The following is a 25,403-nucleotide window of genomic DNA, read 5'->3' on the forward strand; positions in this document are numbered from 1 at the left end:
TATGTTTGATTTAATAATGAAAGATATTTTGGGACAGCCTGCAATATTAGTTGGATTGTTTGCTATGTGTGGTTTACTATTGCAAAAAAAGAATTTTGCAGATACAGTTTCAGGAACATTAAAAACAATTATGGGCTTCGTCGTTTTAGGAGGCGGAGCCACTATATTAATAGGGGCTTTAGATGTTTTTGGTAAAATATTTGATAAAGCATTTCATATTAAAGGGATTATTCCAAATAACGAAGCTGTTGTTGCGATAGCACAGCAAACTTTAGGAACAGAAACGGCATTAATTATGGTATTTGGGATGATTGCTAATTTACTAATTGCACGATTTACAAGATTTAAATATGTATTTTTAACTGGTCATCATACCTTATTCATGGCATGTTTAATTTCAGCTGTATTTTCAACTACAGGGATGAAAGGCGCTTCACTAGTTATTAGTGGGTCTATTATTTTAGGATTACTTATGGTCATTTTTCCAGCTCTACTTCAACCGTATGTTAGAAAAATTACGGGAATGGATGATATCGCAATTGGCCATTTCGGTTCAGTTGGGTATTTAGCAGCAGGATTTGTTGGTAGTAAATTTGGAAATAAGGAAAAATCTACAGAACAAATTAAAGTACCGAAGTCATTAGGGTTTTTACGTGATACATCAGTTTCTATGTCATTAACAATGGCTGTGTTATTCTTTATTGTTGCACCATTTGCTGGGAAAAACTTTATCGAAACAGAATTAAGTAACGGACAAAATTATCTCGTGTATTCATTCATGCAAGCAATTACATTCGCTGCGGGTGTATATATTATTCTAGCTGGTGTCCGTATGTTGATTGCAGAAATTGTCCCTGCATTTAAAGGGATAGCAGATAAACTTGTACCAAATGCCAAACCAGCATTAGATTGTCCAACAATCTTCCCATTCGCGCCAAATGCAGTTATTATTGGCTTTTTAACAAGTTTTATTGCTGGATTACTATCTATGTTTATTCTTCCGTTTATCGGATTAAGTGTAATAGTGCCAGGATTAATCCCTCATTTCTTCACAGGGGCAACAGCTGCTGTATTTGGAAATGCAACTGGAGGAAGACGAGGAGCAATACTTGGAGCTTTTGTAAATGGATTATTAATCTCATTCCTACCAGCTATATTATTACCTATATTAGGTGGATTAGGATTTGAAAATACAACATTCGGTGATTCCGACTTTGCTGTTGTGGGTATTTTAATTAGTGAAATTGCGAAATTGCTAGGGAATGTTTTCTAAATAATAGAGCATAAAAAGACTTGAATTCTAATTATGAATTCAAGTCTTTTTATTTAAATATTAAAGTGTAAGAAAGTGAGGGGATTTGAATAAAAGAAATAGGGATTGGTTTGAAAAAAATGTGTTATGATTGTTTGTAAAATCTTTTGATTTTCCTTGAGGATCAATATTGAAACAGAAAAGTATATTTTCAAAATAGGGTAAAATAAAAGGAGTCTATGCATGAATTTTCAAAATGAAAAAATATCATTACATTTAGAGGTTGTAAATTACCAATATAAAGATGCAAAAGACGAGTGTGATAGAAATTGGTTAAGAGTAAAAGCGAAACTATCAGAAGAAAATAAAGTTTTTGAAACGATGGATCCTTTTTTACAAACATACGATTTACAGTACATGATAAAATGGTTTGAATCTTTACCAAACCCTACATATAACGAACTAGATTTCATAGAACCAAATTTAGCGTTTGAATTTATGGGAGAAAAAGAAGAGGAGTTTCACCTTGTTATTCGCTTATCGCTGGAACTTAAACCCGAATGGTGTAAGGAAGAGGAGTACGAATTTTCTATCAGTATAACTCAAGAGGATAGAGAGAATATGATTCGTTCTATTGAAGAGCAACAAAGGAAATTCCCAAAACGATAAAAAAAGACTTGATAACCTACAAGAGGGAATCAAGTCTTTTTATTACATACGATTATCATGCCAGAAGTTTAATGGGAAGTGTTCGTTCTCATTATAGGCTTCTAATTCATATCCTCTTTCTTTCAGCCCTTTAATAATTCCAGGTACTGCTTTAACTGATTGTGGATGAATATCGTGCATTAGAATAACTTCTGTTGGGTTTGTAGCACCATGTAGAACGTTTTCTACGATTTTAGCAGATGCAGCGTCTACTGGCATTTTGTTGTATTTCCAGTCTAATGAATCAATTGTCCAGTCCCAAACTTTTAAACCATTTTCTACAACTTTGTTGCGAAGGGCTTCATTTAATCCTGGCATTGAGCCGTAAGCTGGACGAGTTAATACTGGTGATTTTCCTAGAACGCCAGCGATTAAGCCTTGGTCTTCTTTCATTTCATCAACGTAATGACCTTCTGTGTAAAGCTTCTTGTAGTTATGAGTCATACTGTGCATCCCAACGTAGTGGCCTTCAGTATTTTCACGTTTTACAAGATCAGGGAAAGCTTTCACGTTTGAACCAATTAGGAAAAATGTTGCTTTTGCATTTTCACTTTTTAACATATCTAAAAGCTCAGCTGTGTATTTTCCAGGACCATCGTCAAATGTTAAGTAAGCGACTTTTCTAACTTGCCCGTTATAGTGCTTTGGAGCTTCTTTCGGAGCAAGGGACGTTTGAATTTCACTTACAAGTTGAACAGATTTCGCTTCATCCTCTGTACTTGCTAGAGCGATATGTGTTGATCCGTAAGCAGCTTCGTATGTAAATAATACCCCAGCGCAAATCAACAGAGCCCTTTTCACTAAAGTTGTCATCCGAATTCCATTGTGCATAATTTTCCTACTCTCTATAAAAGTTCTACTCTACTATATTAGCAATTTTAGAGGGGGAAATGCAAAAAAACTTTTTTACAAGCGCAAAAAAGTTTGTTAAAAAGTATGTAAGATTTCACTGTTTTGCAGGTTTGAAAAAATGAAACAAGAATTAAATGAATGGAACTGCATGTAAAATGGTTCATTCACGTTTTTTGTTTTAGAAAGGGTGGATAAGTATGAAAAAATTAGCTTGTTTACATGCTCATCATTCAAATATTGAATACATTGACCGAGCATTGCAATCTTTTGGAATCGAAATACTCCATTTTGTAGATCCAATCTTATCACACAGACTAAAAATAGAACGAGAACAAGCACGAAATAATTTAAAAGATATTATAAAGTATATAGCTGAAAGTGATGTGGATACACTTTTAATAACTTGTACAGATTATATCACGTTATTAGATGAGAATTTCAAAATAGACATACCTATATTGAAAATTGATGAGCCATTCTTTGAAATGATTTGTCAGGTTGAAGAGCCACAGACAATACTATTTACAAATAACCGTACTGTTTCAGGAACGATGGAACGTTTAAGACTATACGCTCAGCAGAATAATAAATCCATACAAGTAAAAGTAGAAGTGATAGAAGGGATATTTGAGTTAATTATGCAAGGGCGTAAAGAAGAGCATGATGTTAAATTAGAAAAGTATTTATATGAAATTATGAAAGATAGAAACGAAATGCTTTCAGTTGCACAATTATCTATGGTAGACGCTACTACAAGGGTAGAAAATATAATAGGAAGGAACATAATAAATCCGTTGAATGCGCTTGTGGAGTATTGTATACAGAGTGTGAATGAACAACCGTGTGAAAAATAAGGAAGAGGATGTTTTTTATTTTAAAGAACATCAATAAAATTTCACATACCGTATTTAAAAAATAAATATAGGAAAACCAAAAAATAATGTAGAATATATCGTACATACATATGTGAAGGCAACAAAATATATAAAAGAGGTGGATCTATGTTACTTGAAGAAGTAATGCAGCAACTAGAAGAGTATGGGACAGAACAAACTCGTAAGACGTATAAAAACCACGGAGCGAAAGAGCCGTTATTTGGAGTTAGTTTTGCAAATTTAAAATTGTTGAAAAAGAGGATAAAAAAGGATCATGATTTAGCAATTTCATTATGGGAAACGAAAAATATGGATGCAATGACTTTAGCAGCGATGATTTTAGATCCGAAGAAACTAACGTCAGAACAACTAAATAGATGGGTTCAGGATGTTGATTACTATTGTTTAATGGACGTTCTTATGACAGCTATATGTACGTCACCAATCGCGATAGAAAGAATGGAAGAATGGACGAAGTCTGATGATGAATGGATTGGAAGAGCAGGTTGGTCTTTATTAGCAAATATAGCGATTAAAAATAAAACGTTACATGATGAATTCTTCACTCCGTATCTAGAAGAAATTAAAGCAAATATACATAATGAAAAAAATAGAAAAAAAGAAGCGATGAATAGTGCTTTAATCGCGATAGGAATTCGTAATGAAGACTTAGAGCGAAAAGCGATTGAAATTGCACGTGAAATTGGGAAAGTACAAGTTGATCACGGGGCAACGTCATGCAAAACACCAGACGCAGAACCGTATATAAAAAAAGCGAGAGAAAGAGCTGAAAAAAAGAAAGTGAAATAAAAAGGGGAACGGTTATGAAACCAATGGAAGCGGCACAAAGCATAATTACATCACAATTTTCGAATTGTGATGTTGCTTTACTAGGGGGAAGTGTTGCTAGAGGAGAGGCTACGAAAACATCTGACCTTGATATTGTAATATTCGACCAAAGTTTGTCATCTTGTTATAGAGAATCTTTCTATAGTAATGGTTGGCCTGTTGAAGTATTCGTACATAATTTTGAAACGTATAAAACCTTTTTCAAAAGTGATTGTGAGCGCGGACGACCTTCATTACCTCAATTAGTTTCAGAAGGTATTGTGTTAAAAGGAAACGATGAACTTGTAGAGATACTCAAAAGAGAAGCGAATGATTTATTAAATAAAGGACCAGAAAAATGGACAGAAGAAACGATGAAGCAGAAGCGTTATTTTATTACGGATACTTTGGATGACTTCATTGGTGCAACAAAGAGAGAAGAAGAATTGTTCATCGCAAATTTATTAGCTGATTTAGTACATGAATATGTTTTAAGGGTAAATGGTCAGTGGCTTGGAAATTCAAAATGGTTTATTAGAGTGTTAAGAAGGTATGACGAGCAATATGCAGAACATTTTGTAGCGGCTTTTGATCATTTTTATAAAACAGAGGAGAAAAATGAATTAATTAGTTTTATAGAAAATACGCTAGATCAATACGGAGGAAGAGTTTTTGAAGGATTTTCTATAGGGAAATGAAAAGGGGATAGCAAAGTGAATGTACCATTCGTTCAATTAAGAGAACTGACAATAGATGATGTAGAAGATCGATATCAATGGTCATTAGATACAGAAGTAACAAAGCATTTAGTTGTACCAGATCAATATCCACCGTTCACTCGTGAAGATACGGGAAGGTGGATTGAAGCATGCATAAGTCGAAAGAATGGTTATGAACAACGAGCTATCGTTACAAAGGAAGGTATACACATTGGATGGATAGACCTAAAAAACTTTGATCAAACAAATAAAAATGCTGAACTAGGGATTGCCATTGGAAATAAAGAATATTGGGGTAAAGGATATGGAATGGCAGCACTATACAGTATGTTACAAATTGGCTTTTCTGTATTCGAATTAGAAAAAATTTGGCTACGAGTAGACGAAGATAATTTACAAGCTAGAAAGAGTTATGAAAAAGCAGGATTTGTTTGTGAAGGAATAATGAGAAATGATCGGTTACGTAAAGGGAAGTTCATTCATCGTTATCGCTATAGTATGTTAAGAGAAGAACACCAATCTTTAAATAGTAGTTTATAAAAATATTATGTTAACTTAAAGGGGCAGGATGAATATGATTCGATTACTTACGAAAGAAGATGCGGAAAAATATTGGGACTTACGTTTACAAGCTTTACAAGTAAATCCAGAGGCATTTGTAACAACTTATGAAGAGGCGATTCGCCAGGAAAATCCTATTAAGCGAGTGGAAAGTAATTTAACAGCTACTACTAGTTGTACATTTGGTGCATTTAATGAAGAAAATCATTTAGTTGGAGTTGTCACTTTACTAACAGAAGAGAGAGAGGCGTATAAACATAAAGGTCATATCGTTGCGATGTATGTAGATGCACAAAACAGGCGGAACGGATTGGCACGTGAGTTAATAACAAATGCCATTCAAAGAGCGCGAGATATAAAACTAGAGCAATTGACATTAGGTGTTGTATCTACAAACGAACCAGCAAAAAAATTGTATGAATCAATGGGCTTTAAAACGTATGGAATTGAAAAAAGAGCTATAAAGGTGAATGGTGTGTATAGTGATGATGAAAATATGATGTTGTTTCTTTAAAGAATACATATATAATAAGAATTGCGAATTTTAATTATATTCATTTTGTTGTATCGTATAACAAGAAACTAAACAAGGGGTTTTAAAATGAAAGCTATTGTAATAGGGATATTGGCATCATTTTTCTTTGCCTTTACCTTTGTGTTAAACCGGTCGATGGACTTAGGGGGCGGGAGTTGGATTTGGAGTGCATCACTACGGTATTACTTTATGGTTCCAATGCTACTACTTATTGTCATGTATAGAGGGAATTTAAAACAACTCTTGCAATATATGAAAAACAATCCGAAAGAGTGGTTGTTATGGAGTATTGTAGGGTTTGGTCTCTTTTATGCACCGCTTAGTTTCGCGGGTGCGTTTGGACCGGGGTGGCTTGTCGCTTCGACTTGGCAAATTACAATAGTTGCAGGGATTTTGTTAACACCATTTTTTGCGGTAGATCCATTACATAAAAAACTTCCAATGAAAGAATTAGTAATGTCAGGCATTATTTTATTCGGTGTTGTTCTTATGCAAGTAGAACACGCTTCTTCTTTAGGGATTCGTGAAACCATTTTATGTGTGGTTCCTGTACTCATTGCTGCGTTTGCATATCCACTTGGAAATAGAAAAATGATGCAAGTATGTAAGGGCGAATTAGATGTCTTCCAACGAGTTCTCGGTATGACATTAGCAAGTTTACCATTTTGGTTTTTACTATCTGGTTATGAAGTATCAACAGGCGGACTACCGTCAAGTAGTCAAGTTTTCCAATGTTTTATTGTAGCAGTTAGTTCAGGGTTAATCGCAACGGTATTATTCTTCTTTGCGACAGATCTTGTAAAAGATGATCCGCAAAAATTAGCAACAGTCGAGGCGACACAGTCTGGTGAAGTTTTATTTGCATTAGTAGGAGAGCTGATCTGGTTATCGGCTCCAATTCCGTCTTCTTTATCGTGGGTTGGAATGAGTCTTGTAATTGTCGGAATGATACTTCATAGTTATGTAGCTGTAGTTGTGAAAAAAGAAGAGAAAATAACGGCATAAAAAGATTAGCTCTTTTTCAATAAAGAGCTAATCTTTTTTCATGAGAAAGGATGGAGATAGGATGTTACAACGTGTTGAGCATTTAGAAATAGATACCATTAAAAAAGTATTAAAGCATGCGACCGGTCCGAGTGAAGCAAGCTTATTTAAAGCAGTTTCAATGTATAAAAATGATCAGGCAGTGCTATATAAATATGGGAATAAGGGTTGCATAGGTATAGCGCTAATTCATACAAATAGAGCGAGAATGTGTCACATAGCTGTTGATGAAAAATATCGCAATCAAGGAATTGCACTTCAAATGATTAAAGAAATAATTAGGGAATATGAGTTAACATATATTGAGGCTGAGACAGATACAGAGGCAGTCGGATTTTATAAAAAGTGTAAGTTTAAGATTAAAAGTCTAGGAGAAAAACATCCAGGGGTGGAAAGATTTCATTGCTATCTCGAGAATGAACAGTTTAAAAGTATGTGAAATATGTAATTTTACATATTTAGTTTAGTTTGAAAAAAATGATATATACAGTATATAATAAAGATAATTGGAAAAATATAGATAAATAGAAATTAGGTGTATAACCCATGAGAATGGATAAAAGCAAATTTGTGAAAATTGCAGCTTCAATAGGAGTGTCATCTTTTTTATTAACAGGATGTGCTGATAATGATGAAGAGAGTGCACAAAAAGAAAGTAGTGCGGTAAAAACAGATGGTACGAAGCAAGAAAGCGAACAAGAAAAATTAAATTGTGATGATAAAGCGCCAACGAAAGGAAATATAGAAAAAGAAGAATTATGTAGAGATAATAATTCACCCGCTTCATTTAATAATGAGAGTTCCCATTTGCCAATACTTCCGTTCGTTGCTGGATATTTATTAGCAAGTAAGACGTCGAATATGTATAATACTGCGAAACCAGATCTTACAAAGAAACCATATGCAAATAATATTATCCCATACCGTGAAAAGGATGAGCGAAGAAGTGGTGGCAGCGGTGGTGGTGGATATTACGGTGGCACTAGTAGTAATAATGATTCTTCAAAGAAAGTGGATTTGAATAAGCAACAGCCGAACAGTTCAACTAAAGTGACGCCAGATTCAAATACGTCAAAATCATCTACTACACAAACGCCAAAAGTGAATTCTGGTTCAAATGGAATTGGAAACGCAAAAGCACCAGCTGGATCCTAATTTGAAAGGATAATGGAGAAATGTATACAGTAAAAGAACAGGAAGAGTATATGAAAATCTGGTTTTCTCTTGCAGAAGAGGCTGGTAGAAATGGATTTACATGGCCGAGTTTGTTAGAGAGTGAAGAATGGAATCAATATATGGCAACTAGTATGTATCGTATGCCAGTACATACATATACTGCAATTTCTAAAGCGACAGAAGAAATTATGTATGTGTTATATAAAACATATCAATACATTACAAATACACCAGCACAATTTCAAAAACTTGGTTTTCCACCAGAGACGTGGGAAATTGCAAGAATGAAACATACTGGTTTATTTTCATATTTTACAAGGCTTGATTTCATCGTAAATCATGATGATATTAAATTAATTGAAGTAAATTGCGATACTCCGACAGGTTATTTAGAACCATCTGTCGCTAATGAAGTATTGTGTCGATATCACGATGTGAATCATCCGAATCATATTGAAGAACACGTCGTTCAAGCTTGGGAACAAATTAAACATGATTACAAAATAAGTCCTCACGAAACGATTTATTTTACAAGCTACGATTGGCATGATGAAGATCATCAAACCGTACAGTTTTTAAGAATTTATTGTTTACAGCAACAAACCGATTATGTAGGAATACAAGATATCGTTGTTGCAGATGATGGAATATACACCCCGGCAGGCGATAAAATTAAATACTTATATCGTTTATATCCAATTGAATATTTAGTTTCAGATACTGATAAAAATGGTAAAAGAATCGGTCTGCAATTTTTAAATCATATCGCACAAGGAAAGGTGCAAATTATTAACCCGCCGGCTGCTTTTGTTATGCAAAATAAAGGTATGCTCGCATTAATTTGGCAACTTTATGAAGATGAAGTTTTCTTTGAAAAAGAAGAGCGAGAGATCATTAAGAAATACTTCCTTCCAACGTATTTCACAAATAAACGATTCTTAGAAAGAAAAGAATCATATGTTTCAAAACCGTTATTTGGTCGCGAAGGCGGCGGAGTATCTATTTATGACAATGATGAACTATTAGCTGAAGATCAAACAGAGTATTATTTTGAACAACGAAAAATATATCAGCAATATGTAGACATGCCTGACTATACAATTGATACGTGGGATGGACCGTATACTGGTAAACTACTTATCGGTTCTCATTGTATTAGCGGAAGAGCCGCTGGACTGTTTTTACGAGTAGGTGAAAGAATAACAGGGAATTTATCGATGTTTACTGGAGTTACGATTGAAGGGTAGCAACATTTGAATTAAAAGGTAATTAACAAAGAGCGCATCATTTGTGATGGGCTCTTTCATATGAGTATAAAGCTTGAATTAAGAGTGCTAGAGTGATCATTGCTTTGATATAACGCTTTCATTTTGTTCCATTTCTAAAATTTTCATACCATCTTCATCTACAATGTTAATAGAATCTCTAAGTTTAGGCACACCGATATACATAACAGGGTTTTTTATCTTTTCCTTTGTTTTTTTCAATACGTAAGACGATAACTGATGTATCTTTTTCGTCTGTAACTTCTTTTACTGTAATTTTATCGTTTTTATACTTTTCTCCATATGCTAAATATACCATCCTTTTTCCTTCACTAATGCTATCGTTTGAGTAATGAATCATAGTTGGATCTTCCTGTGCCTTTTCATATAAGTTTGAAGGGCCATATCCACCTTCGTTATATCTAGATTTTTCTAACACCCAAAAATCTTCATATTCATTATTAGAAAAAGTACAGCCACTTAAGCTAATAATCCATAATATGAAAAGGGGTAATATAATTTTCTTCATTGTGTGCACCTTCCTTTATTAATTTTAAATAAATACACCATAATTTAACTGTTTCCGATATGATAAAAACGACAGAGGTATAGTAATTGAAATGATTAAGTTAAAAATTAAGAAAAATATGATAATATATGTATGTATTAGTTTAAAGCAAAATGGGGGAACAATCGTGAAAATGAATGACATAGTGGCGAATACACAATTTCCAAATACAATCGAAACAATTACAAATGATTTAAAAGCATTAGGGATAGAAAAGGGAATGACAGTTATTGTACATTCTTCATTAAGTTCAATCGGTTGGATATCAGGCGGTGCAGTTGCCGTAGTAGAAGCGTTAATGAAAGTTGTTACAGAAGAAGGAACGATAATTATGCCCACGCAATCTTCGGATTTATCCGATCCAAAACATTGGTCAAGACCACCTGTACCAGAAGAATGGTGGCAAATTATTCGGGATAACGTCCCAGCATTTGATTCACGTATAACACCAACAAGGGCAATGGGAGAAGTAGTTGAATGTTTTCGTACATATCCGAATGTATTGCGCAGTAATCATCCACTCAGTAGTTTTGCAGCATGGGGGCAACACGCAGAAGAAATTACAGCGAATCATTCACTTTCCATAAGTTTTGGTGAAGAATCGCCATTACGAAAAATATACGATTTAGATGGATACATATTATTACTTGGTGTTGGTTATGACTCTAATACGTCTATACATTTATCTGAGGTACGTACAGGTGCACGCGAGTTAATAAAGGTAGGAGCACCTATTATAGAAGAAGGTGTAAGAGTATGGAAAGAATTCGTTGAAATGGATTACGATTCTGATACGTTTGTAGAAATCGGAGTTGAATATGAGCTTAAAGGAACAGTTACGCGTGGGAAGATAGGGAATGCGACGTGCCGTTTTATGAGGCAGCGTGATGCAGTTGACTTTGGAACAGAGTGGTTTCGTGCGAAAAATCAGTAAGGGATGGTTATTATGCAGGAGAAAAAAGTATTAATTACGAGCGGCGGCTGCCTAGAAAAATGGGATCAAGTACGTGGGCATACAAATTTAGCAAAAGGTACGATTGGAAGAATTATTGCGGAAGAGCTAATGACAAAGGGCGCACATGTAATATATTTGCATGGCTATTTCGCTGAGAAGCCAATGGATGTAAATAACCAATTAGAATTGCACCCATTTGAGGGGATTATTGATTTACAAGATAAGATGAAAAGTATTATTACACATGAAAAAGTAGATGCAGTTATTATGGCTGCTGCTGGCTCAGATTGGGTTGTCGAAAAGATTTGTGATCAAGATGGAAATATTCTTAATATGAACGGAAAGATTTCAAGTGACATCGCTCCAATTATTCATTTTCAAAAAGCGCCAAAAGTATTAAAACAAGTAAAGAGTTGGGATCCAGAAATGATACTCGTTGGCTTTAAACTTGAAAGTGACGTAAATGAAGCAGAACTTATTGAAAGAGCAAGTAAAAGAATGGAAGATGCAAAAGCAAGTGTAATGGTAGCAAACTCACCGCATTCTTTATATTCTCGCGGTGCTGTGCATCACGTTATTGGACAAGACGGTAATGTGAAGTTATGTAATGGGAAAGATGAAACTGCAAAAGAAATTGTTAATATGTTAGAGCATTTATGTAATCGTATCACTGCGATGTAAATTTAAGCTTTTAGAAAGAGATGCAGTCGCATAGTATGTAATGGAGTTAATATTAAATTAGTGGGGGAACTTAGCCCTCACTAATTATTAAATTGAGTCAATGGAATAAATAGGCCATTAGCTGCTCGTAAATGTGTAATACATGATATATGCATAATGAACATTTTGTGAGGAGTGGATTGTATGGAACATTTATTAAAGCAAGCTATTAAACTTAGAAATGAAAAGAAATATGCGCAGTCTAGAGAGATACTTATAGGATTAACAAACTTTACGAGGGATGCAGAAGTACTATATCAATGCGCTTGGATACATGATGTAATGGGTCTTGAAACGGAGGCGGTTCCGTATTATGAACAGGCAATTGCGAACGGACTTGATGGTGAATCCCTTTGCGGTGCGTATATCGGTCTTGGCAGTACGTATCGTTGTATAGGGGAATATGATAAAGCGATTACTTTATTAGAAGCAGGGATAAAGAAGTTCCCGGAAAATGACGTGATGAAAGTGTTTTTATCATTAGCAAAATATAACGTAAACGAACATGAAGAAGCGATGAAATTACTGTTAGAGACAGTTGTGAAAGTAGATGAGATAAAAGAATTTGAACGTGCTATTTCATTTTATAAAGACCATTTAAATGAAGTTTTTGAATAGAGGAGAGAAGGAATGAATCCATCAATTTCACGAAGAAAAAAAGGCATTTGGATTGGACTCGTATCTTTAATTATGTTATCAAACTATTTATTGTATGCCCTGCCAATAGTGCCAGCTGCCCCGAAAGAAGTAGTCCTCGGTTCATTATTAGATTTTATGTTTGTAATTCCAGTCATCACATATTTCTTTATTATACGGAAAAGATATTCGTTAACGTATATGTTTCCTGTAGTTATAGCTGGATATGTATTCGCAAGATTTATAATTCCTAGTGATTATTTACAAGCTTTTTCATTTGTTTCGTATGTAATAGTTGCTTGAGAAATTGTGTTCGTATGTTTTGAACTGTTTCTTATATATAAAATTATAAGAGTACTTCCTAAAATAATAAAACGATATAAAGAATATAGAAGTGAGTATTCTTCATTTTCTTATGCGATTGATGCAGCATTTGATGCTAATATGAAGAGAAGTAAGACAGTAAATATCATTCTAACAGAGTGTAAATTACTCTATTATGCTTTTTTATCGTGGCGTGAAAAAGTATTAGAAAGTGAATCCACATACTCATATCATAAAAAGACCGGTGCAATAGGTGTTTATATCATGATTATTCATGCAACATTAATTGAAAGTATCGGTTTTCATTATTTACTTCATCAATGGAATCCAGTAATAGCTTGGGTTTTACTCATCTTAAACATATATGCGATGTTTTATTTTTTAGCTGAAATACAAGCGATGCGTAAAAATCCAATTATCGTTGCGGAAGAAAAAGTGATTATTCAAATTGGATTAGGAAAGAAAATCGTTATATCATTTACACAAATTGATAACATTGCGTTTTATAAAGGCGAACCTTTAAAGAAAGAAGAAGAGAAAGAGGTTCTTGACGCAACTGTTATGGAATTTATAAAGGAACCTCCAACTTTTGAAATAACGTTAAAAGAGCCAATTAAAGCGCAGTTGTTATATGGATTTTCTAAAACAGTAAGTCGTATTCACTTAAATGTAGACGATGAACGGAAATTTTATGATGTAGTTAAGGGAAAGTTAAAACATGAGTAAAGTTCCTAAATATCATCGTGCGTTTGGTGTACGGCATTTTTATCGATTACTAATAATAGTATTATTAGTAATCGATAAAATTAAAGGGCCATACAGAAACCGATATGATCTACCTGATGGTAGTTTAGAAGATGGGGAATCATTATTAGCTGGACTTCATAGAGAAATAGAAGAAGAGACTGGGCTGAAAGTGAAGGTAGTAAAACAAATAGGTACCATTGATTTTCAATTCCCATCAAAATTTGAGGAGTATACTCATGTACATCATATCGCAGTTCTATACTGCGTTGAAAAATACGATGGTGAATTCATTGTACCTAAACAATTTGAAGGACAGGATTCATTAGGAGCGAGTTGGGTTCCTATAGTAAATATTTCAGAAGAAAACTCATCTCCACTTGTGTGTAGAGCTGTGGAGTGGTTAAAAACGAATGAGCTTCCGTTAGAAGTTAAAAAATATGAATCATGGTTAGTGAAAAGCTCCTTCTAGATAAGAAGGAGCTTTTTTATGAATGGAAATTATATTGTTGTTTTGACAAACTTAACAAAATAAGCAACATAATAATTTTTAATTACTATAATAAGGGGATGCAATTAAAAGCAGAACTGAATCATACAAGGGGAAACAGAGAACATGAATAGATTACGAACATTAGGAATTTAGATTATAGAAAAGGAAATCTGATATGCTTCTACAACAGTTGCTCACACTTGTTCATTACTAGAAAAGCAAGCGCGAAATATAGTTTTATTTCATAAAGTACAGTATCCTTTTACAATGACTGTGAACGATGTAAAACTAACAATCTTTAGAGGAAGTTATACAGTTGCGTGTTATAGGGAAGATCGTCCGTATAATTTCTAAAATGCATAAAATATATAAAATTTCATAGAAATAATTTAAGAATAATTGAATTTATCGGCAGAATCTAATTTTATGTGTTCCACACTGACCTTTGACCACATTCATACTTTTGTAATGTTTGTCGTTGGCCTCACCAAGCCCCTATTCACGGTCATTACATCTGTCAACGCTATTTTTATCAACATGCTCAGAGTGGGATATAAAAAAATTTCTTTGAACTAAAGTATAAGGGAGCAGACATTGACGGAATCATCATACATTTAACGAGAAGCTAAAACTATGATTAGCTTTCGTTCCTTAGACCCACTAACTATGATTCTTACACTGTTTTAAATTGAGAAGATAGCTTGCATGCACCTTCCTGGATTTTGTAGTTTATCTTCTCCAAAAGTAAATTATACAACTATTTAGGTGGCCCGGTAGTTTTCTTTCATTTCTATTTGTGCTGGCAAGGCTGGAATGGAGGTTTATATGAAAGTAGTAATTCTCGCGGGGGGTTTTGGTACTCGCATAAGTGAAGAATCGCATTTACGACCTAAGCCGATGATAGAGATTGGCGATGCACCGATTTTATGGCATATTATGAAGATTTACTCTCATTATGGCTTCAATGAATTCATAATTTGTTGCGGTTACAAGGGACATATGATTAAAGAATACTTTGCCAACTATTACATACACCACAGCGATATGACATTTGACTTTACAGCCGAGAACAAGATGATTGTACATGCAAACGTTGCGGAGCCGTGGAAAGTTACCGTTGTTGATACGGGGTTACACACACAGACTGGTGGACGTATTAAGCGCATCGCGCCCTATATCGGCAATGAGCGATTTATGATGACTTACGGCGACGGAGTCAGTGACATTAATTTGACAAAACTCGTGCAGACGCACGAAAATTCAGGGAAGATTGTCACATTATCCGCGATTCAACCAAGTGGACGGTTTGGCATTCTTAACATCAACGACCGTGACGGGACAATAACTGGGTTTCATGAAAAGGCGCAAGAAGACGGTGTTTGGATAAACGCAGGGTTCATGGTGATGGAACCCGAAGTCTTTGATTATATAGATGGAGATTCAACGATTTTTGAGCGTAGCCCACTTGAGCGCTTGAGCGCGGATGGCAAGCTTGGTGTATATAAGCATAACAAATTCTGGTCCTGCATGGATACGGCTCGGGATAAAGGGGTACTTGAAGCGGATTGGGCGAGTGGCAAGGCAAAGTGGAAAGTGTGGGTGGATTAAAGCATCAATCTTTTCGGTGATAGTGCGGAGATAGTATAAAGTACCGTATATGTAATTATGAACTGGTGGCTGTCCGTCCCAAAAAAATGTCACACTGGTGCCAAAGGGACTGCGGAATCGTCACTTATATACAGCGTAACTAGTATAGAGGAATATAGCGTTTCGATATTTCACTTGACTATTATTTTGAAGACAAGGAATACCGAGAATTGCTGAAGACAATGCTCGGTATTCAGAATGATTATATATTTGTGTGCTGTGAACATGGGAATAGCTATTATGACACCATATTGTATGTGGGATAGGAGGAGGAGAAAATGCGTATTGCCGTATTTGGACTTGGATTTGTCGGGCTGACCACTGCGCTGGGTTTTGCAGACAAAGGTTTTTCTGTGTACGGATATGACATTGACAAAGAGCACTGTGCAGAGATATCCCGCGGAAAAATCCCGTTTTTCGAGCCGGGATTGGATTCCGCGCTCGCGCGGAATCTTGGAAAAACATTCAACTTAGTGAACAGTGTAATAGATGCAGTGTATAAGAGCGACATCTGTTTTTTCTGCGTTGGAACGCCGAGTCTAGCTGACGGTAGTGCGGATTTGGAACATTTGCTCTTTGCAATTGACAGAGTTCTTGAAACAGTTTCCCAAGCCTGTGTGCTTGTCGTAAAATCCACGATTCCACCGGGAACGCTTAGCGAACGAGTTACGCCGTATGTCCGTGCGAAGGGGGCAAACAATCCAGTTGTGGTAAACCCGGAGTTTTTGCGTGAGGGTAGGTGTTGGGATGATTTTATGAACGCTGACAGAATTGTCTGTGGTGTGACTGACGATATGGCAAAGAATGTGCTCACAGAGCTCTATATGCCGTTTGGCGCACCGCTTCATTTTGTAGAGCCTAACACGGCAGAGTTTATTAAATATTTATCAAACTCCTTACTTGCAACGCTAATCAGTTACTCGAATGAGATGGCTCTACTCGCAGATGCAGTTGGCGGTATCGAAACGGCAAGGGCGTTTCGCATTCTGTATGAGGACAGCCGGTTTGCTGGTGCAGAAATCAGTACCTACATATATCCAGGCTGTGGTTACGGTGGGTATTGCCTTCCAAAAGACACAGCTGCCCTTGACGCTGTAGCATTAAGCCGGGGATTCACGCCGCGAATACTGGAAGGTGTAATTTCTCTTAATAATGAAATGCCGAACTTGACTGCTCGGAAAATTGCCCGTACGGCAGGCAAGAAAACTGAGAAAATCGGTATACTCGGTCTGTCGTTTAAACCAGGAACTGATGACGTTCGTGATAGCCCAGCGGTGAAGATCATCAGAGCGTTGATACGCGACGGTTATGTTAATATCTATACCTATGATCCACTTGCCATGCGGGAATTTCAAAACACGTACAGACTTTCCATTACTTATTGCAAGTCGGCGCACGAGGTGTGCCAAGCTTGCGGCACGGTCGCGCTTGTAACTGCTTGGGAAGAATTTAAAGGAATTGATAAGACCTTTTCGGATACACGCTTCGTCGATTGCAGATATTTCTTAGAAAATTGAGTGTTAATTGGACTGGAGTGGCAAAACATTTGGTATAGATAAGGAATGGTGAACAATATGCCGGATAACAGAATTCTACTAGATGATTTACGGCGTATCATGGATGGATTAACAGAGTACGAGCGCAGCGCTTTGAAAGGAAGGAAAATATTAATAACAGGCTTTGCTGGCTCTCTTGGATTTATGCTGGTACAGTTTTTTGCCCAATATGGGCAAAGCCTTGGTGTGAAACGCATATACGTGCTTGATAATTATATTTTCAGAAAGCCCAATTGGATTCATGCAATAGAAAGCTACCCCCTGTTTACGGTGCACGAGGGCGACGTCACTCGAGAGGATTTTTCGTTTGCCGGCGACGCGGACCTTATTTTTCATATGGCGTCGCTGGCATCTCCCGTATACTACAGATTGCATCCAATCGAAACGATGGATGCCGATGTTGTCGGGCTTCGGCGCCTGCTTGACTTTTATAGTGGCAGAGGCATTTTCAATTTATTGTTTTACTCCACTAGCGAGATTTATGGCGATCCTGAACCTAAAATGGTGCCAACGCCAGAAAGCTATTGGGGCAACGTTAACAGCTCCGGCCCGCGCTCCTGCTATGATGAATCAAAGCGGTACGCCGAAACGCTCTGTTATAATTTTCATTATCAGAAAGGCTTCCCAGTGACGGTGTTACGCCCGTTCAATAGCTTCGGCCCCGGACTGCGTACAAATGATAAACGTGCCCCAGCGGATTTTGCGATGAATATTTTGCAAAATAAACCGATTGTCTTGTACAGCGACGGTAAAGCGACTCGTACCTTCTGTTATGCTTCGGATACCACACTCGCGTCACTGAAATGTGCGTTGTACGCGCGATACGATATCTTCAATATCGGTAACGACACGGAAGAAATGACAATTCTGGAATTAGCGGAGATATATCGTTCCGTTGGGAATTGTATCTTTGGATATAACGGGAGAATCATATTTAGTGAGCATACAGACAAACATTACAATACGGACAGCCCACAGCGCCGCTGTCCGGATTTGAGCAAAATAAAAACAGTACTGGATTACACGCCATCAGTGGATACCCGTACGGGGGTAGAACGGTATTTGAGGTATTTAGAGATGAACGGAAATAATGAAAAAGGTATCATAAAAGAGGTGTAAATATGCGGATATCTGGGCAGAGGCCGCTTGTAAGTTTTATCGTAAGTGTATACAATTTAGAGCGTTATATTGGCGCGTGTTTGGACAGCATCATTATTCAGCCCTTTGATGATTATGAAATCGTTTTGGTCAATAACAACTCTACTGACAGGAGCGATGCTATTTGCAGAGAGTACGCAGTACATAATAAACAGATACGATATTACGCGCTAACTGGTGAGCCGCTTTTTGGCAAGGCGGTTATATACGGAACAAAGAAAGCACGGGGGCAATACATACATTATGTAGATGGCGACGATATGTTGGCCCCGGGCGCATATGAGGAAATCGTAAGAATTTTACGAAACAGTGCTCCAGATGTGCTTTTCGGACGATTCAGTACGGTTTTAGAGGATAATGTCATCAATTTTACTGATACAATTTATCAAACTAATCGTATTAACGGTCAAAGTAAAGATCAAGTTCTTAAATACTTAACTGAAGCTCAGCCGTTTAATGTAGCAACGTGGCGACTGATTTTTTCACGAAAATTACGGGAGCATTATAATGTGCCCATAAAACGTTTAAAGACGCCATCAAATATTTATCATGATGTCTATATATCTGTCCGTACTTTGCTATCGGCACAATCGGTACACTACGTTGACACGTTGGTTTACTTGTACCGTGTGCATTCATCATCAATTACAAGGATAACTCCATCCAAGGCTATTTCGGAGTGCTTCAAGCTTTGGCTCTCCTTGTCGTTGTTGATGCGCCGTGTGGCAAAAACGGAACAAGAGCGCGGTTTTGTCCACGTCTATATGGAACAATTTCGCTACCAACTCATTGCTGCGTTATGCACCATGAGTAATGAACAAATAAGCGAAAGCGCTGCCGAGATAGATAAATACTTGAACCGAAAAGATTTGAAAGATACGATCACACCCTCAGAAAGGAACGGTTGTTCTGAAATTAGTACTCTGTTATCAGAGGAGGCTACGGTGGGTCTTGCCTGTTTGCAGGTACAATACCGTAGCATAATCGAGCAAATAGCCAGGAAAGTTTTAGCTAAGGGGGGCAATATATATATTGCTCCAACCGGCCATATTGGTTTATATTTAAAAACTGCTTTTGAGGCAAGTGGCCTTTCTTTTTCTGGTTTTTTTGATAACGATGTACAAAAAAATGGAATGTTAGCTGATGGAGTTCCTGTTTGCCTCCCTACCGCTGTAACGAAGATAGTTGACGATAAGCCAATAACAATCTTGATTGTATCTGGATACCAAAATGTGAGGGAAGAACTTCGGAGACAGTTTATAGGGCTTGGTATTGACGAAAGCGATTTGCTTTTCGTTGAATTTTAACATCTGGAGAGGTGTCTATGCCATTTATTAGCGTTATATTGCTTACATACAACCGTGAGCAGTATCTGCCAGTCATGCTGGAATCCTTGCAGAATCAGACATTCAGTGATTATGAGCTGATTCTAGTCAACAATGGTTCAACCGATGGTACAGCGGAACTCTGTACTGGTTACGCGGAAGTGGATGCGCGGGTGAAATTATTAACAATTTCGAAAAACATCGGAGCATCGTATGGACGTAACAGCGGTCTTGCTGCCGCTACGGGCGAATATGTTGTATTTGTGGATGACGACGACCGATGCGAGCCATCGATGCTCTCGTTTCTCGCCGACCTTGTACGTGAAGAAAATGCCGATATTGCGATGTGCGGTAGCTATAATGATTTCGGGGATAGGCTAGAGCCATACTTTGTTTGCAATGGGAGGTTCGTTTTTGACCGATTGCAGGGATTACGAGAGCTATTAAAACGTCAGCTTTACAACGCCGCGCCGCCGACCAAGATCTTTCGGCGCGGTTTGTGGATGGGACTTTCATTTCCGGATAATGTACTGGTGGATGACATTCACGTTATCTACAAAGTATTTGAGCGGGCGGGGCGAATAGCTGTATGGAATATCGCGATGTATTATTTCAGGAAGCACTCGTCCAACATGACGGCGTTTATACACAACAAGCAGATGACTCCAGAGTTACTCGATGAGTATTTGGTGATGTATCAAACGAGGGCTAAATACCTATCAAAACGCGCACCGGAAATTGCTGAAGATATTGAAAAATCTTTGTTCGCTTTTATGCAAAGTATGTGTGAGAACATCACATCAAACCGCTTTAAGGGCTTTGAAAGGCAACTAGAATATATGACGAATTACCTAGCTCATAAGAGGCAGTAATATAATGAGGTCGCCAGAAGATATGCGAATCATCCGAATTAATATAGCCAGCGCCTGCACGCTGGCCGCTTTAAATTGCACACGCTTTTTCGGGAACTACAAGAAGTCCTTCTTTATGGACAAAGAAACATTCTGTATAAATGCACATAATCTATAATAACTGGGAAAAACCCCCATGAATTCATGAAAAATATTTTTATATGATTAGGGGATGATGTTGCTTGAAAAAATGTATTTTCTACACATATGCATATAATGCGGAAAAAACGATGGCGCGTGCGATTGAAAGTGTTATTGCCCAAACTGAGCAGAATTGGGTGTGGTATTTATTGGATAATGCTGCGACAGATGGAACAGGAGAAATCATAAAACAATATGCTTCCAAAGATTCGCGTATTATTGCGCTTAGAAACAAGCAGAATCATGTTCATGAAAGAGAGCACAGCTGGACAGAAATTATTGAGAATTACGATGAAAGTGATTATTTCTGTTTTCTCGATGCAGACGATGAATATAAACCGAACTTCTTGAAGAGCATGGTGCAATTTATATCGAATTACGATCTCGATGTTGCCGCTTGTGGACATGATTTTATCGATGAAACAAGCAAGGATCTAATTGCTATTCGCAGATTGGGTCAAAACCTCATATTAGATACACCAGAAATGTTTAACACATATTTTTCGGATTATCATCAGTTTATGAGGACAGTATGGTGCAAACTTTACAAAGTATCGGTTTTACGAAAATTTGATTTTTCACGTATGCCAGATATGCACTACGGTGCAGATACACTGTTTGCAATTGAAAACTTTCGTAATGCCAGACGTGTAGGTATCCTAGCAGACTCGTTACATAAATACTATATGAATCTACAATCTTCTTCGTATCAGTTGGATGCTACTCGTATTACTTGCGACCGTATACTTGACGATACAGCACGTGCATTTCTGATTGATAAGTGCGGATTCATCAGCCCACAGAACAACCAGTTTATTCATGCTGTCTACTATAACGGAATAAACGACACGATAACCGTTATACTTCAAGAAACCTTGACGAGCTATGCAAAACTACAAAGTCTGTATGATGTATTAACCCACAAAAAAACGAAAGAATTATTCCAACAAATCGATATTTCTGATGAAGAGCTGGATTTAAAGCTGCGTACGCCAGTTATAAACTGGCTTCTTGCACAAAAAAAATATCGAGCCTACAAAAGCGCTGAAATGACTGTTGAAATACTTGTGACCATATATCCACACTTATCTCAATTTATTAAAAAAGAAACGCTGAAGTATTTACTATTGAAAATTCCTGATATAATCCCATATGTTCTACGAAAAGATTACAATAGCATTATTGAGCGTTTTCAGTCTTGGTATAAAACTTGTAATGTAGACGATCCTTCGTTAACTGAAATGGAAATTATTGCTTATCAAGCCATAAATAAGCCGGATGACCAGCTACTTTTGCTTTTTTTAGATATCAAAAAGAAGCGACCTTTGTCGTTAAAAAAATTGAATATTAACTCGCAAATTGCTAATCTACTCACAAAGTATCCGTTGCTCCAAAATATCAATGCCGACTTAGTAGCTATTTTTCCGCATACGGTTCGTTGGATAATGAAGGGAGATCTTACCCGTGCGTTTGATGAGTATATTTCTACTTCACAGAGCACTGAAATACATGACGCTGACGCCGAAGCTTATATTTTGCTAGGTCAAAACTTGTCAGCTGCTGTAGAAAATGTCTGAGGCATTTGTATTTCAAAAAACATAGATATCCTATTTTCCAAAGAAATAGCAGTGAATCAAAATACAAATGAGTAGGGGTACCGAAATAGTACCTCTTTTGTTGTTTCAAAAGTTCCTTTAATATGATGTTATGTCAATCTTAGATGTATTCGATAAAATAAAAGGAGTTTCATTCTTTGAATGCGGATCTAATACATATAAGGGGATAAATGAATTAATTATGGTGTTTTTTGGTTTTTCTCTTATTGTACATGCATTCTTTTACCCTTGATTATTATTATGTAGAGAGATGTAAAAACATGTAATACGAGGTGAGTATTTTGAAGCGATTTGACAAACACAAATGTCATTTCCCATGTGCTTTTCCGCCTCTTGTTGTAGGTCCAACCGGTCCAACCGGCCCATGTTGCACAGGCCCAACCGGCCCAGCTGGACCAACGGGGCCAACTGGGCCAACAGGAGATCCTGGACCAACGGGACCGACAGGACCAACGGGACCAACAGGAGCGACGGGACCAACGGGATCAACCGGACCGACAGGACCAACAGGATCGACGGGACCAACGGGACCGACAGGACCAACGGGACCAACAGGATCGACGGGGCCAACGGGATCAACCGGACCGACAGGACCAACGGGACCAACCGGAGTAGTTGCAGCTATTTTACAACCATTCGCAAATAGTAGTATTAATACGCAAACAATTGCTAGTGGGGGTCTTGTAGTACTTCCTACGGCCCCTGGGCCAAATATACAGGTTGTCGGAATAACTTATAATAACGTAGATACCTTTACAATAGTTACACCTGGTCTTTATTATCTTAGTGCCCAATTAAACTTTAATGTAGGCACAGCACCAAATTCTAATTTTGCAATTGCAATTAATGGTGTTCCTATTGTGCCAGCTTCAAATGCAAATGGTGCAGGTATGATTACAATATCACAGGTAGCTAATTATGCTGCTGGCACTACAATAAGCATTTTTAATAATTCACCAACTTCAGTAACTATAGAAAATGGTGTAAATACAACTGGAGCAATACAAACTTTTAGTGCAGGTAGTTTCGCTCTGTTTAGATTTGCTGACGGACCAATATAATGAATGAAACGAAAGAATTCGCTTTCCTCAAGGGAGTGGAGATCCGTGAATATGAAGCGTTAGAAATTGATACGTTTGTTTTATTAGGATATCCGCATTTAGAAGAAGTGTATGAAGTAGCAGAATTATTATTTCCATTATTGAAAGACGAAAAGGAACAAGAAAATAAAATTGTTGGTGAAATGATTGCGGATGCATATGCATTAAAAAAATAGTGAGAAATAAAGTGAAATTTTAATCCTTTGGGTGAATTGTCCCAAAGGATTATTGGTTGAACCAATCGGGCATTTACAGGCAGTTTCACCAATGTTTTGCTTCATTTTGTTTACTGCCTGTTAATACGGGATAAAAAACCCGCAAGTATTTCACTTGCGGGTTTTCATCGTAAACTATTAGAAAATATGGTAAAATTAAATAGTAACTTAAGGTACGGTTGGTTGTTCAATTATCACTTCTCCGAGTAGGAGGGGGGTGATAATAAGTGAGTGAAATTTCGTTGTTATTGCAAGGTGGACTGTTTCTCATTGCATTGTTAACGTTTATTGTCGTCTTAATTGACAAGCTCAAAAAATAACAACCCACCTATGCCTATAGAATGTGGGTTGTTGTGTTTGTACGAAACAAATAGGATAAATGAACAATCCAATCTGCTAAGTTACGTGGACTAGTGTGTAGCCGCACACTAGTCTTTTTTATTTATATACAGGTTTCAATTGTTTTATGTGATTGTATTGTTCTTTTCATACTCATTATAACACAGTGTCTTTTCATGAAGAAAGGAGACCGTATGTTCTGGTTTCAATTAAATAGAACGTGTAGTTTCTTTAAATAGCCCATCCATATACTGTTTTAAACTTTCCACAAAAAATCCTTTTTTGTCTACATTATTTACGCCGACAATTGGTGATGGAAGATTGTATCTTTTTTCTGATAAATGAACAACAACATCAAAAATATCAAATAGGCGAATGAAGCAGAATAGACCGTCTTTATCACTAAGTAAAATAAAGTAATGGTTTTCGCTCGTTGTATTTAATGTATTCCATAAAGAGCTTTTGCTTAAGTCACGAACGATACTCTTTTCCTTTAATTCCATGAAATCGGCATTTAATAGAATGGTAGAAATATCAATCGCATCTGGATCGTCAAAGTAGCCATCAATTGTTTGTACAGCAAAAGTATAAGCCATTTTTAATACACTCATTTTATATTTACGGTTATCTAAAAGCAATTCACGTTGAATAGAACTAGCTACTTTTGTTACGCGCTCTTCTTTCCAAATTTCATTATGTAATGAAATATCGTGCTTTTTACATAGTTTCATAATTAATGCATTGGAATAAAGTATCTCATCACTTACTTCGACTACATCTGTCTCAGCGGCTGCTAGCTCCTCACCATGCTCATTCGTATAGAGAGGGGAATCGATTTGTTTTTTCATTTGCTCAATCTTATATTGACTTAATTTATGTCTAATTAAAGGACGATCAATATTTGTTGTCATATGTTCATGACATGAATCACAAATTGAGTTTATGAAATAATATCCACATAATATCTCTGGAATGACATATTGTTCACTAAGTTCTTTCGTATCTTTTCTGCAAATGATGCATTGTGTCATATTTATCACCTTTACCTGCAAATTTGTCTGTAATCTCATTGTAGTGTATTTAATGGGATTTTGGAATATTGTAAAGGAAAATATTATGTGAAATCTAAGTTTAATTTGG

25 protein-coding genes and 3 pseudogenes are annotated in these 25,403 nt (G+C 36.7%); 25 read left to right on the forward strand and 3 right to left on the reverse strand.

Annotated features, from left to right (window positions below):
- Window position 1 precedes the first annotated feature (1 nt).
- Together AC1DKZ_RS10115 and AC1DKZ_RS10120 are read left to right on the forward strand one after the other, a co-directional pair.
- The gene (locus AC1DKZ_RS10115; RefSeq protein ID WP_000459912.1) at window positions 2-1,273 is read left to right on the forward strand and encodes a PTS ascorbate transporter subunit IIC; all 1,272 of its coding nucleotides are present in this window, start codon (window positions 2-4) and stop codon (window positions 1,271-1,273) included.
- Window positions 1,274-1,495: 222 nt separating this feature from the next.
- A complete protein-coding gene (locus AC1DKZ_RS10120) occupies window positions 1,496-1,921 on the forward strand; it encodes a WapI family immunity protein (protein ID WP_002084914.1) in 426 nt (141 codons plus the stop codon).
- Between the two features lie 42 nt (window positions 1,922-1,963).
- On the opposite strand, the gene AC1DKZ_RS10125 is transcribed toward AC1DKZ_RS10120, so the two are convergent.
- Window positions 1,964-2,791: a peptidoglycan-N-acetylglucosamine deacetylase gene (locus tag AC1DKZ_RS10125; RefSeq protein WP_002084916.1), complete on the reverse strand. Its 828-nt coding sequence runs from the start codon at window positions 2,789-2,791 to the stop codon at window positions 1,964-1,966.
- A 218-nt stretch (window positions 2,792-3,009) separates the two neighbouring features.
- Here AC1DKZ_RS10125 and AC1DKZ_RS10130 point away from each other — a divergent pair, with 218 nt between their 5' ends.
- The 9 genes from AC1DKZ_RS10130 (at window position 3,010) to AC1DKZ_RS10170 (ending at window position 9,797) form a co-directional block, all read left to right on the forward strand.
- Window positions 3,010-3,666, forward strand: coding sequence for a hypothetical protein (locus tag AC1DKZ_RS10130; RefSeq protein WP_476996135.1), 657 nt, complete (start codon window positions 3,010-3,012; stop codon window positions 3,664-3,666).
- A gap of 147 nt (window positions 3,667-3,813) precedes the next feature.
- Complete coding sequence (locus AC1DKZ_RS10135; protein WP_476996136.1) at window positions 3,814-4,497, forward strand: DNA alkylation repair protein; 684 nt, start codon at window positions 3,814-3,816, stop codon at window positions 4,495-4,497.
- A gap of 14 nt (window positions 4,498-4,511) precedes the next feature.
- Window positions 4,512-5,213, forward strand: a complete 702-nt coding sequence (locus AC1DKZ_RS10140) for a nucleotidyltransferase domain-containing protein (RefSeq protein WP_476996137.1) — start codon at window positions 4,512-4,514, stop codon at window positions 5,211-5,213.
- 15 nt (window positions 5,214-5,228) lie between these two features.
- A complete protein-coding gene (locus AC1DKZ_RS10145; RefSeq protein ID WP_476996138.1) occupies window positions 5,229-5,774 on the forward strand; it encodes a GNAT family N-acetyltransferase in 546 nt (181 codons plus the stop codon).
- Between the two features lie 34 nt (window positions 5,775-5,808).
- Window positions 5,809-6,309, forward strand: coding sequence for an N-acetyltransferase family protein (locus tag AC1DKZ_RS10150; protein WP_476996139.1), 501 nt, complete (start codon window positions 5,809-5,811; stop codon window positions 6,307-6,309).
- An 87-nt stretch (window positions 6,310-6,396) separates the two neighbouring features.
- Window positions 6,397-7,335 carry a DMT family transporter gene (locus AC1DKZ_RS10155; protein ID WP_002084924.1) on the forward strand — a complete coding sequence of 313 codons (939 nt, stop codon included), beginning with the start codon at window positions 6,397-6,399 and terminating at the stop codon, window positions 7,333-7,335.
- Window positions 7,336-7,396: 61 nt separating this feature from the next.
- Window positions 7,397-7,813 carry a GNAT family N-acetyltransferase gene (locus AC1DKZ_RS10160; RefSeq protein WP_476996140.1) on the forward strand — a complete coding sequence of 139 codons (417 nt, stop codon included), beginning with the start codon at window positions 7,397-7,399 and terminating at the stop codon, window positions 7,811-7,813.
- A 107-nt stretch (window positions 7,814-7,920) separates the two neighbouring features.
- Complete coding sequence (locus AC1DKZ_RS10165; RefSeq protein WP_219375856.1) at window positions 7,921-8,529, forward strand: hypothetical protein; 609 nt, start codon at window positions 7,921-7,923, stop codon at window positions 8,527-8,529.
- 20 nt (window positions 8,530-8,549) lie between these two features.
- Window positions 8,550-9,797: a glutathionylspermidine synthase family protein gene (locus AC1DKZ_RS10170; RefSeq protein WP_476996141.1), complete on the forward strand. Its 1,248-nt coding sequence runs from the start codon at window positions 8,550-8,552 to the stop codon at window positions 9,795-9,797.
- A 96-nt stretch (window positions 9,798-9,893) separates the two neighbouring features.
- On the opposite strand, the pseudogene AC1DKZ_RS10175 reads toward AC1DKZ_RS10170, so the two are convergent.
- Window positions 9,894-10,344, reverse strand: a pseudogene (locus tag AC1DKZ_RS10175) (hypothetical protein).
- Between the two features lie 172 nt (window positions 10,345-10,516).
- Here AC1DKZ_RS10175 and AC1DKZ_RS10180 point away from each other — a divergent pair.
- From AC1DKZ_RS10180 to AC1DKZ_RS10245, 14 genes and pseudogenes are all read left to right on the forward strand, one after another.
- Window positions 10,517-11,317, forward strand: coding sequence for an AAC(3) family N-acetyltransferase (locus AC1DKZ_RS10180; protein ID WP_427328276.1), 801 nt, complete (start codon window positions 10,517-10,519; stop codon window positions 11,315-11,317).
- Window positions 11,318-11,329: 12 nt separating this feature from the next.
- Window positions 11,330-12,019 carry a phosphopantothenoylcysteine decarboxylase domain-containing protein gene (locus tag AC1DKZ_RS10185; RefSeq protein ID WP_476996142.1) on the forward strand — a complete coding sequence of 230 codons (690 nt, stop codon included), beginning with the start codon at window positions 11,330-11,332 and terminating at the stop codon, window positions 12,017-12,019.
- A 183-nt stretch (window positions 12,020-12,202) separates the two neighbouring features.
- The gene (locus AC1DKZ_RS10190; RefSeq protein ID WP_002013416.1) at window positions 12,203-12,676 is read left to right on the forward strand and encodes a tetratricopeptide repeat protein; all 474 of its coding nucleotides are present in this window, start codon (window positions 12,203-12,205) and stop codon (window positions 12,674-12,676) included.
- Window positions 12,677-12,688: 12 nt separating this feature from the next.
- Window positions 12,689-13,744, forward strand: a pseudogene (locus AC1DKZ_RS10195) (hypothetical protein).
- Entirely contained in the window at window positions 13,737-14,234 is a 498-nt protein-coding gene (locus tag AC1DKZ_RS10200) for an NUDIX hydrolase (protein WP_476996143.1), read from the forward strand. The pseudogene AC1DKZ_RS10195 and the gene AC1DKZ_RS10200 overlap by 8 nt, the downstream one beginning before the upstream one ends.
- An 846-nt stretch (window positions 14,235-15,080) precedes the next feature.
- Complete coding sequence (gene rfbF, locus AC1DKZ_RS10205; protein WP_219302745.1) at window positions 15,081-15,863, forward strand: glucose-1-phosphate cytidylyltransferase; 783 nt, start codon at window positions 15,081-15,083, stop codon at window positions 15,861-15,863.
- 317 nt (window positions 15,864-16,180) lie between these two features.
- Window positions 16,181-17,419, forward strand: coding sequence for a UDP-glucose dehydrogenase family protein (locus AC1DKZ_RS10210; RefSeq protein ID WP_476996144.1), 1,239 nt, complete (start codon window positions 16,181-16,183; stop codon window positions 17,417-17,419).
- Window positions 17,420-17,476: 57 nt separating this feature from the next.
- On the forward strand, window positions 17,477-18,577 hold the full coding sequence (locus tag AC1DKZ_RS10215) for an NAD-dependent epimerase/dehydratase family protein (protein WP_219302741.1): 1,101 nt from the start codon (window positions 17,477-17,479) through the stop codon (window positions 18,575-18,577).
- 2 nt (window positions 18,578-18,579) lie between these two features.
- Window positions 18,580-19,923 (forward strand): glycosyltransferase family 2 protein, encoded by a 1,344-nt coding sequence (locus AC1DKZ_RS10220; protein WP_476996145.1) that lies wholly within the window; start codon window positions 18,580-18,582, stop codon window positions 19,921-19,923.
- A gap of 17 nt (window positions 19,924-19,940) precedes the next feature.
- A complete protein-coding gene (locus AC1DKZ_RS10225) occupies window positions 19,941-20,813 on the forward strand; it encodes a glycosyltransferase family 2 protein (RefSeq protein ID WP_219302737.1) in 873 nt (290 codons plus the stop codon).
- Between the two features lie 221 nt (window positions 20,814-21,034).
- The gene (locus AC1DKZ_RS10230) at window positions 21,035-22,570 is read left to right on the forward strand and encodes a glycosyltransferase family 2 protein (RefSeq protein WP_476996146.1); all 1,536 of its coding nucleotides are present in this window, start codon (window positions 21,035-21,037) and stop codon (window positions 22,568-22,570) included.
- Between the two features lie 320 nt (window positions 22,571-22,890).
- A complete protein-coding gene (locus tag AC1DKZ_RS10235; RefSeq protein WP_476996147.1) occupies window positions 22,891-23,670 on the forward strand; it encodes an exosporium leader peptide-containing protein in 780 nt (259 codons plus the stop codon).
- A gap of 41 nt (window positions 23,671-23,711) precedes the next feature.
- A pseudogene (locus tag AC1DKZ_RS10240) lies at window positions 23,712-23,885 on the forward strand (alkanesulfonate monooxygenase); the annotation flags it as partial.
- Between the two features lie 266 nt (window positions 23,886-24,151).
- Entirely contained in the window at window positions 24,152-24,244 is a 93-nt protein-coding gene (locus AC1DKZ_RS10245) for a putative holin-like toxin (protein WP_087942988.1), read from the forward strand.
- Window positions 24,245-24,472: 228 nt separating this feature from the next.
- Here the strand turns inward: AC1DKZ_RS10245 and AC1DKZ_RS10250 are convergent, their stop codons facing one another.
- Window positions 24,473-25,294 (reverse strand): HNH endonuclease, encoded by an 822-nt coding sequence (locus AC1DKZ_RS10250; RefSeq protein WP_000189680.1) that lies wholly within the window; start codon window positions 25,292-25,294, stop codon window positions 24,473-24,475.
- Window positions 25,295-25,403: the final 109 nt, after the last annotated feature.

This window comes from Bacillus sp. 05T21 (genome assembly GCF_056396785.1).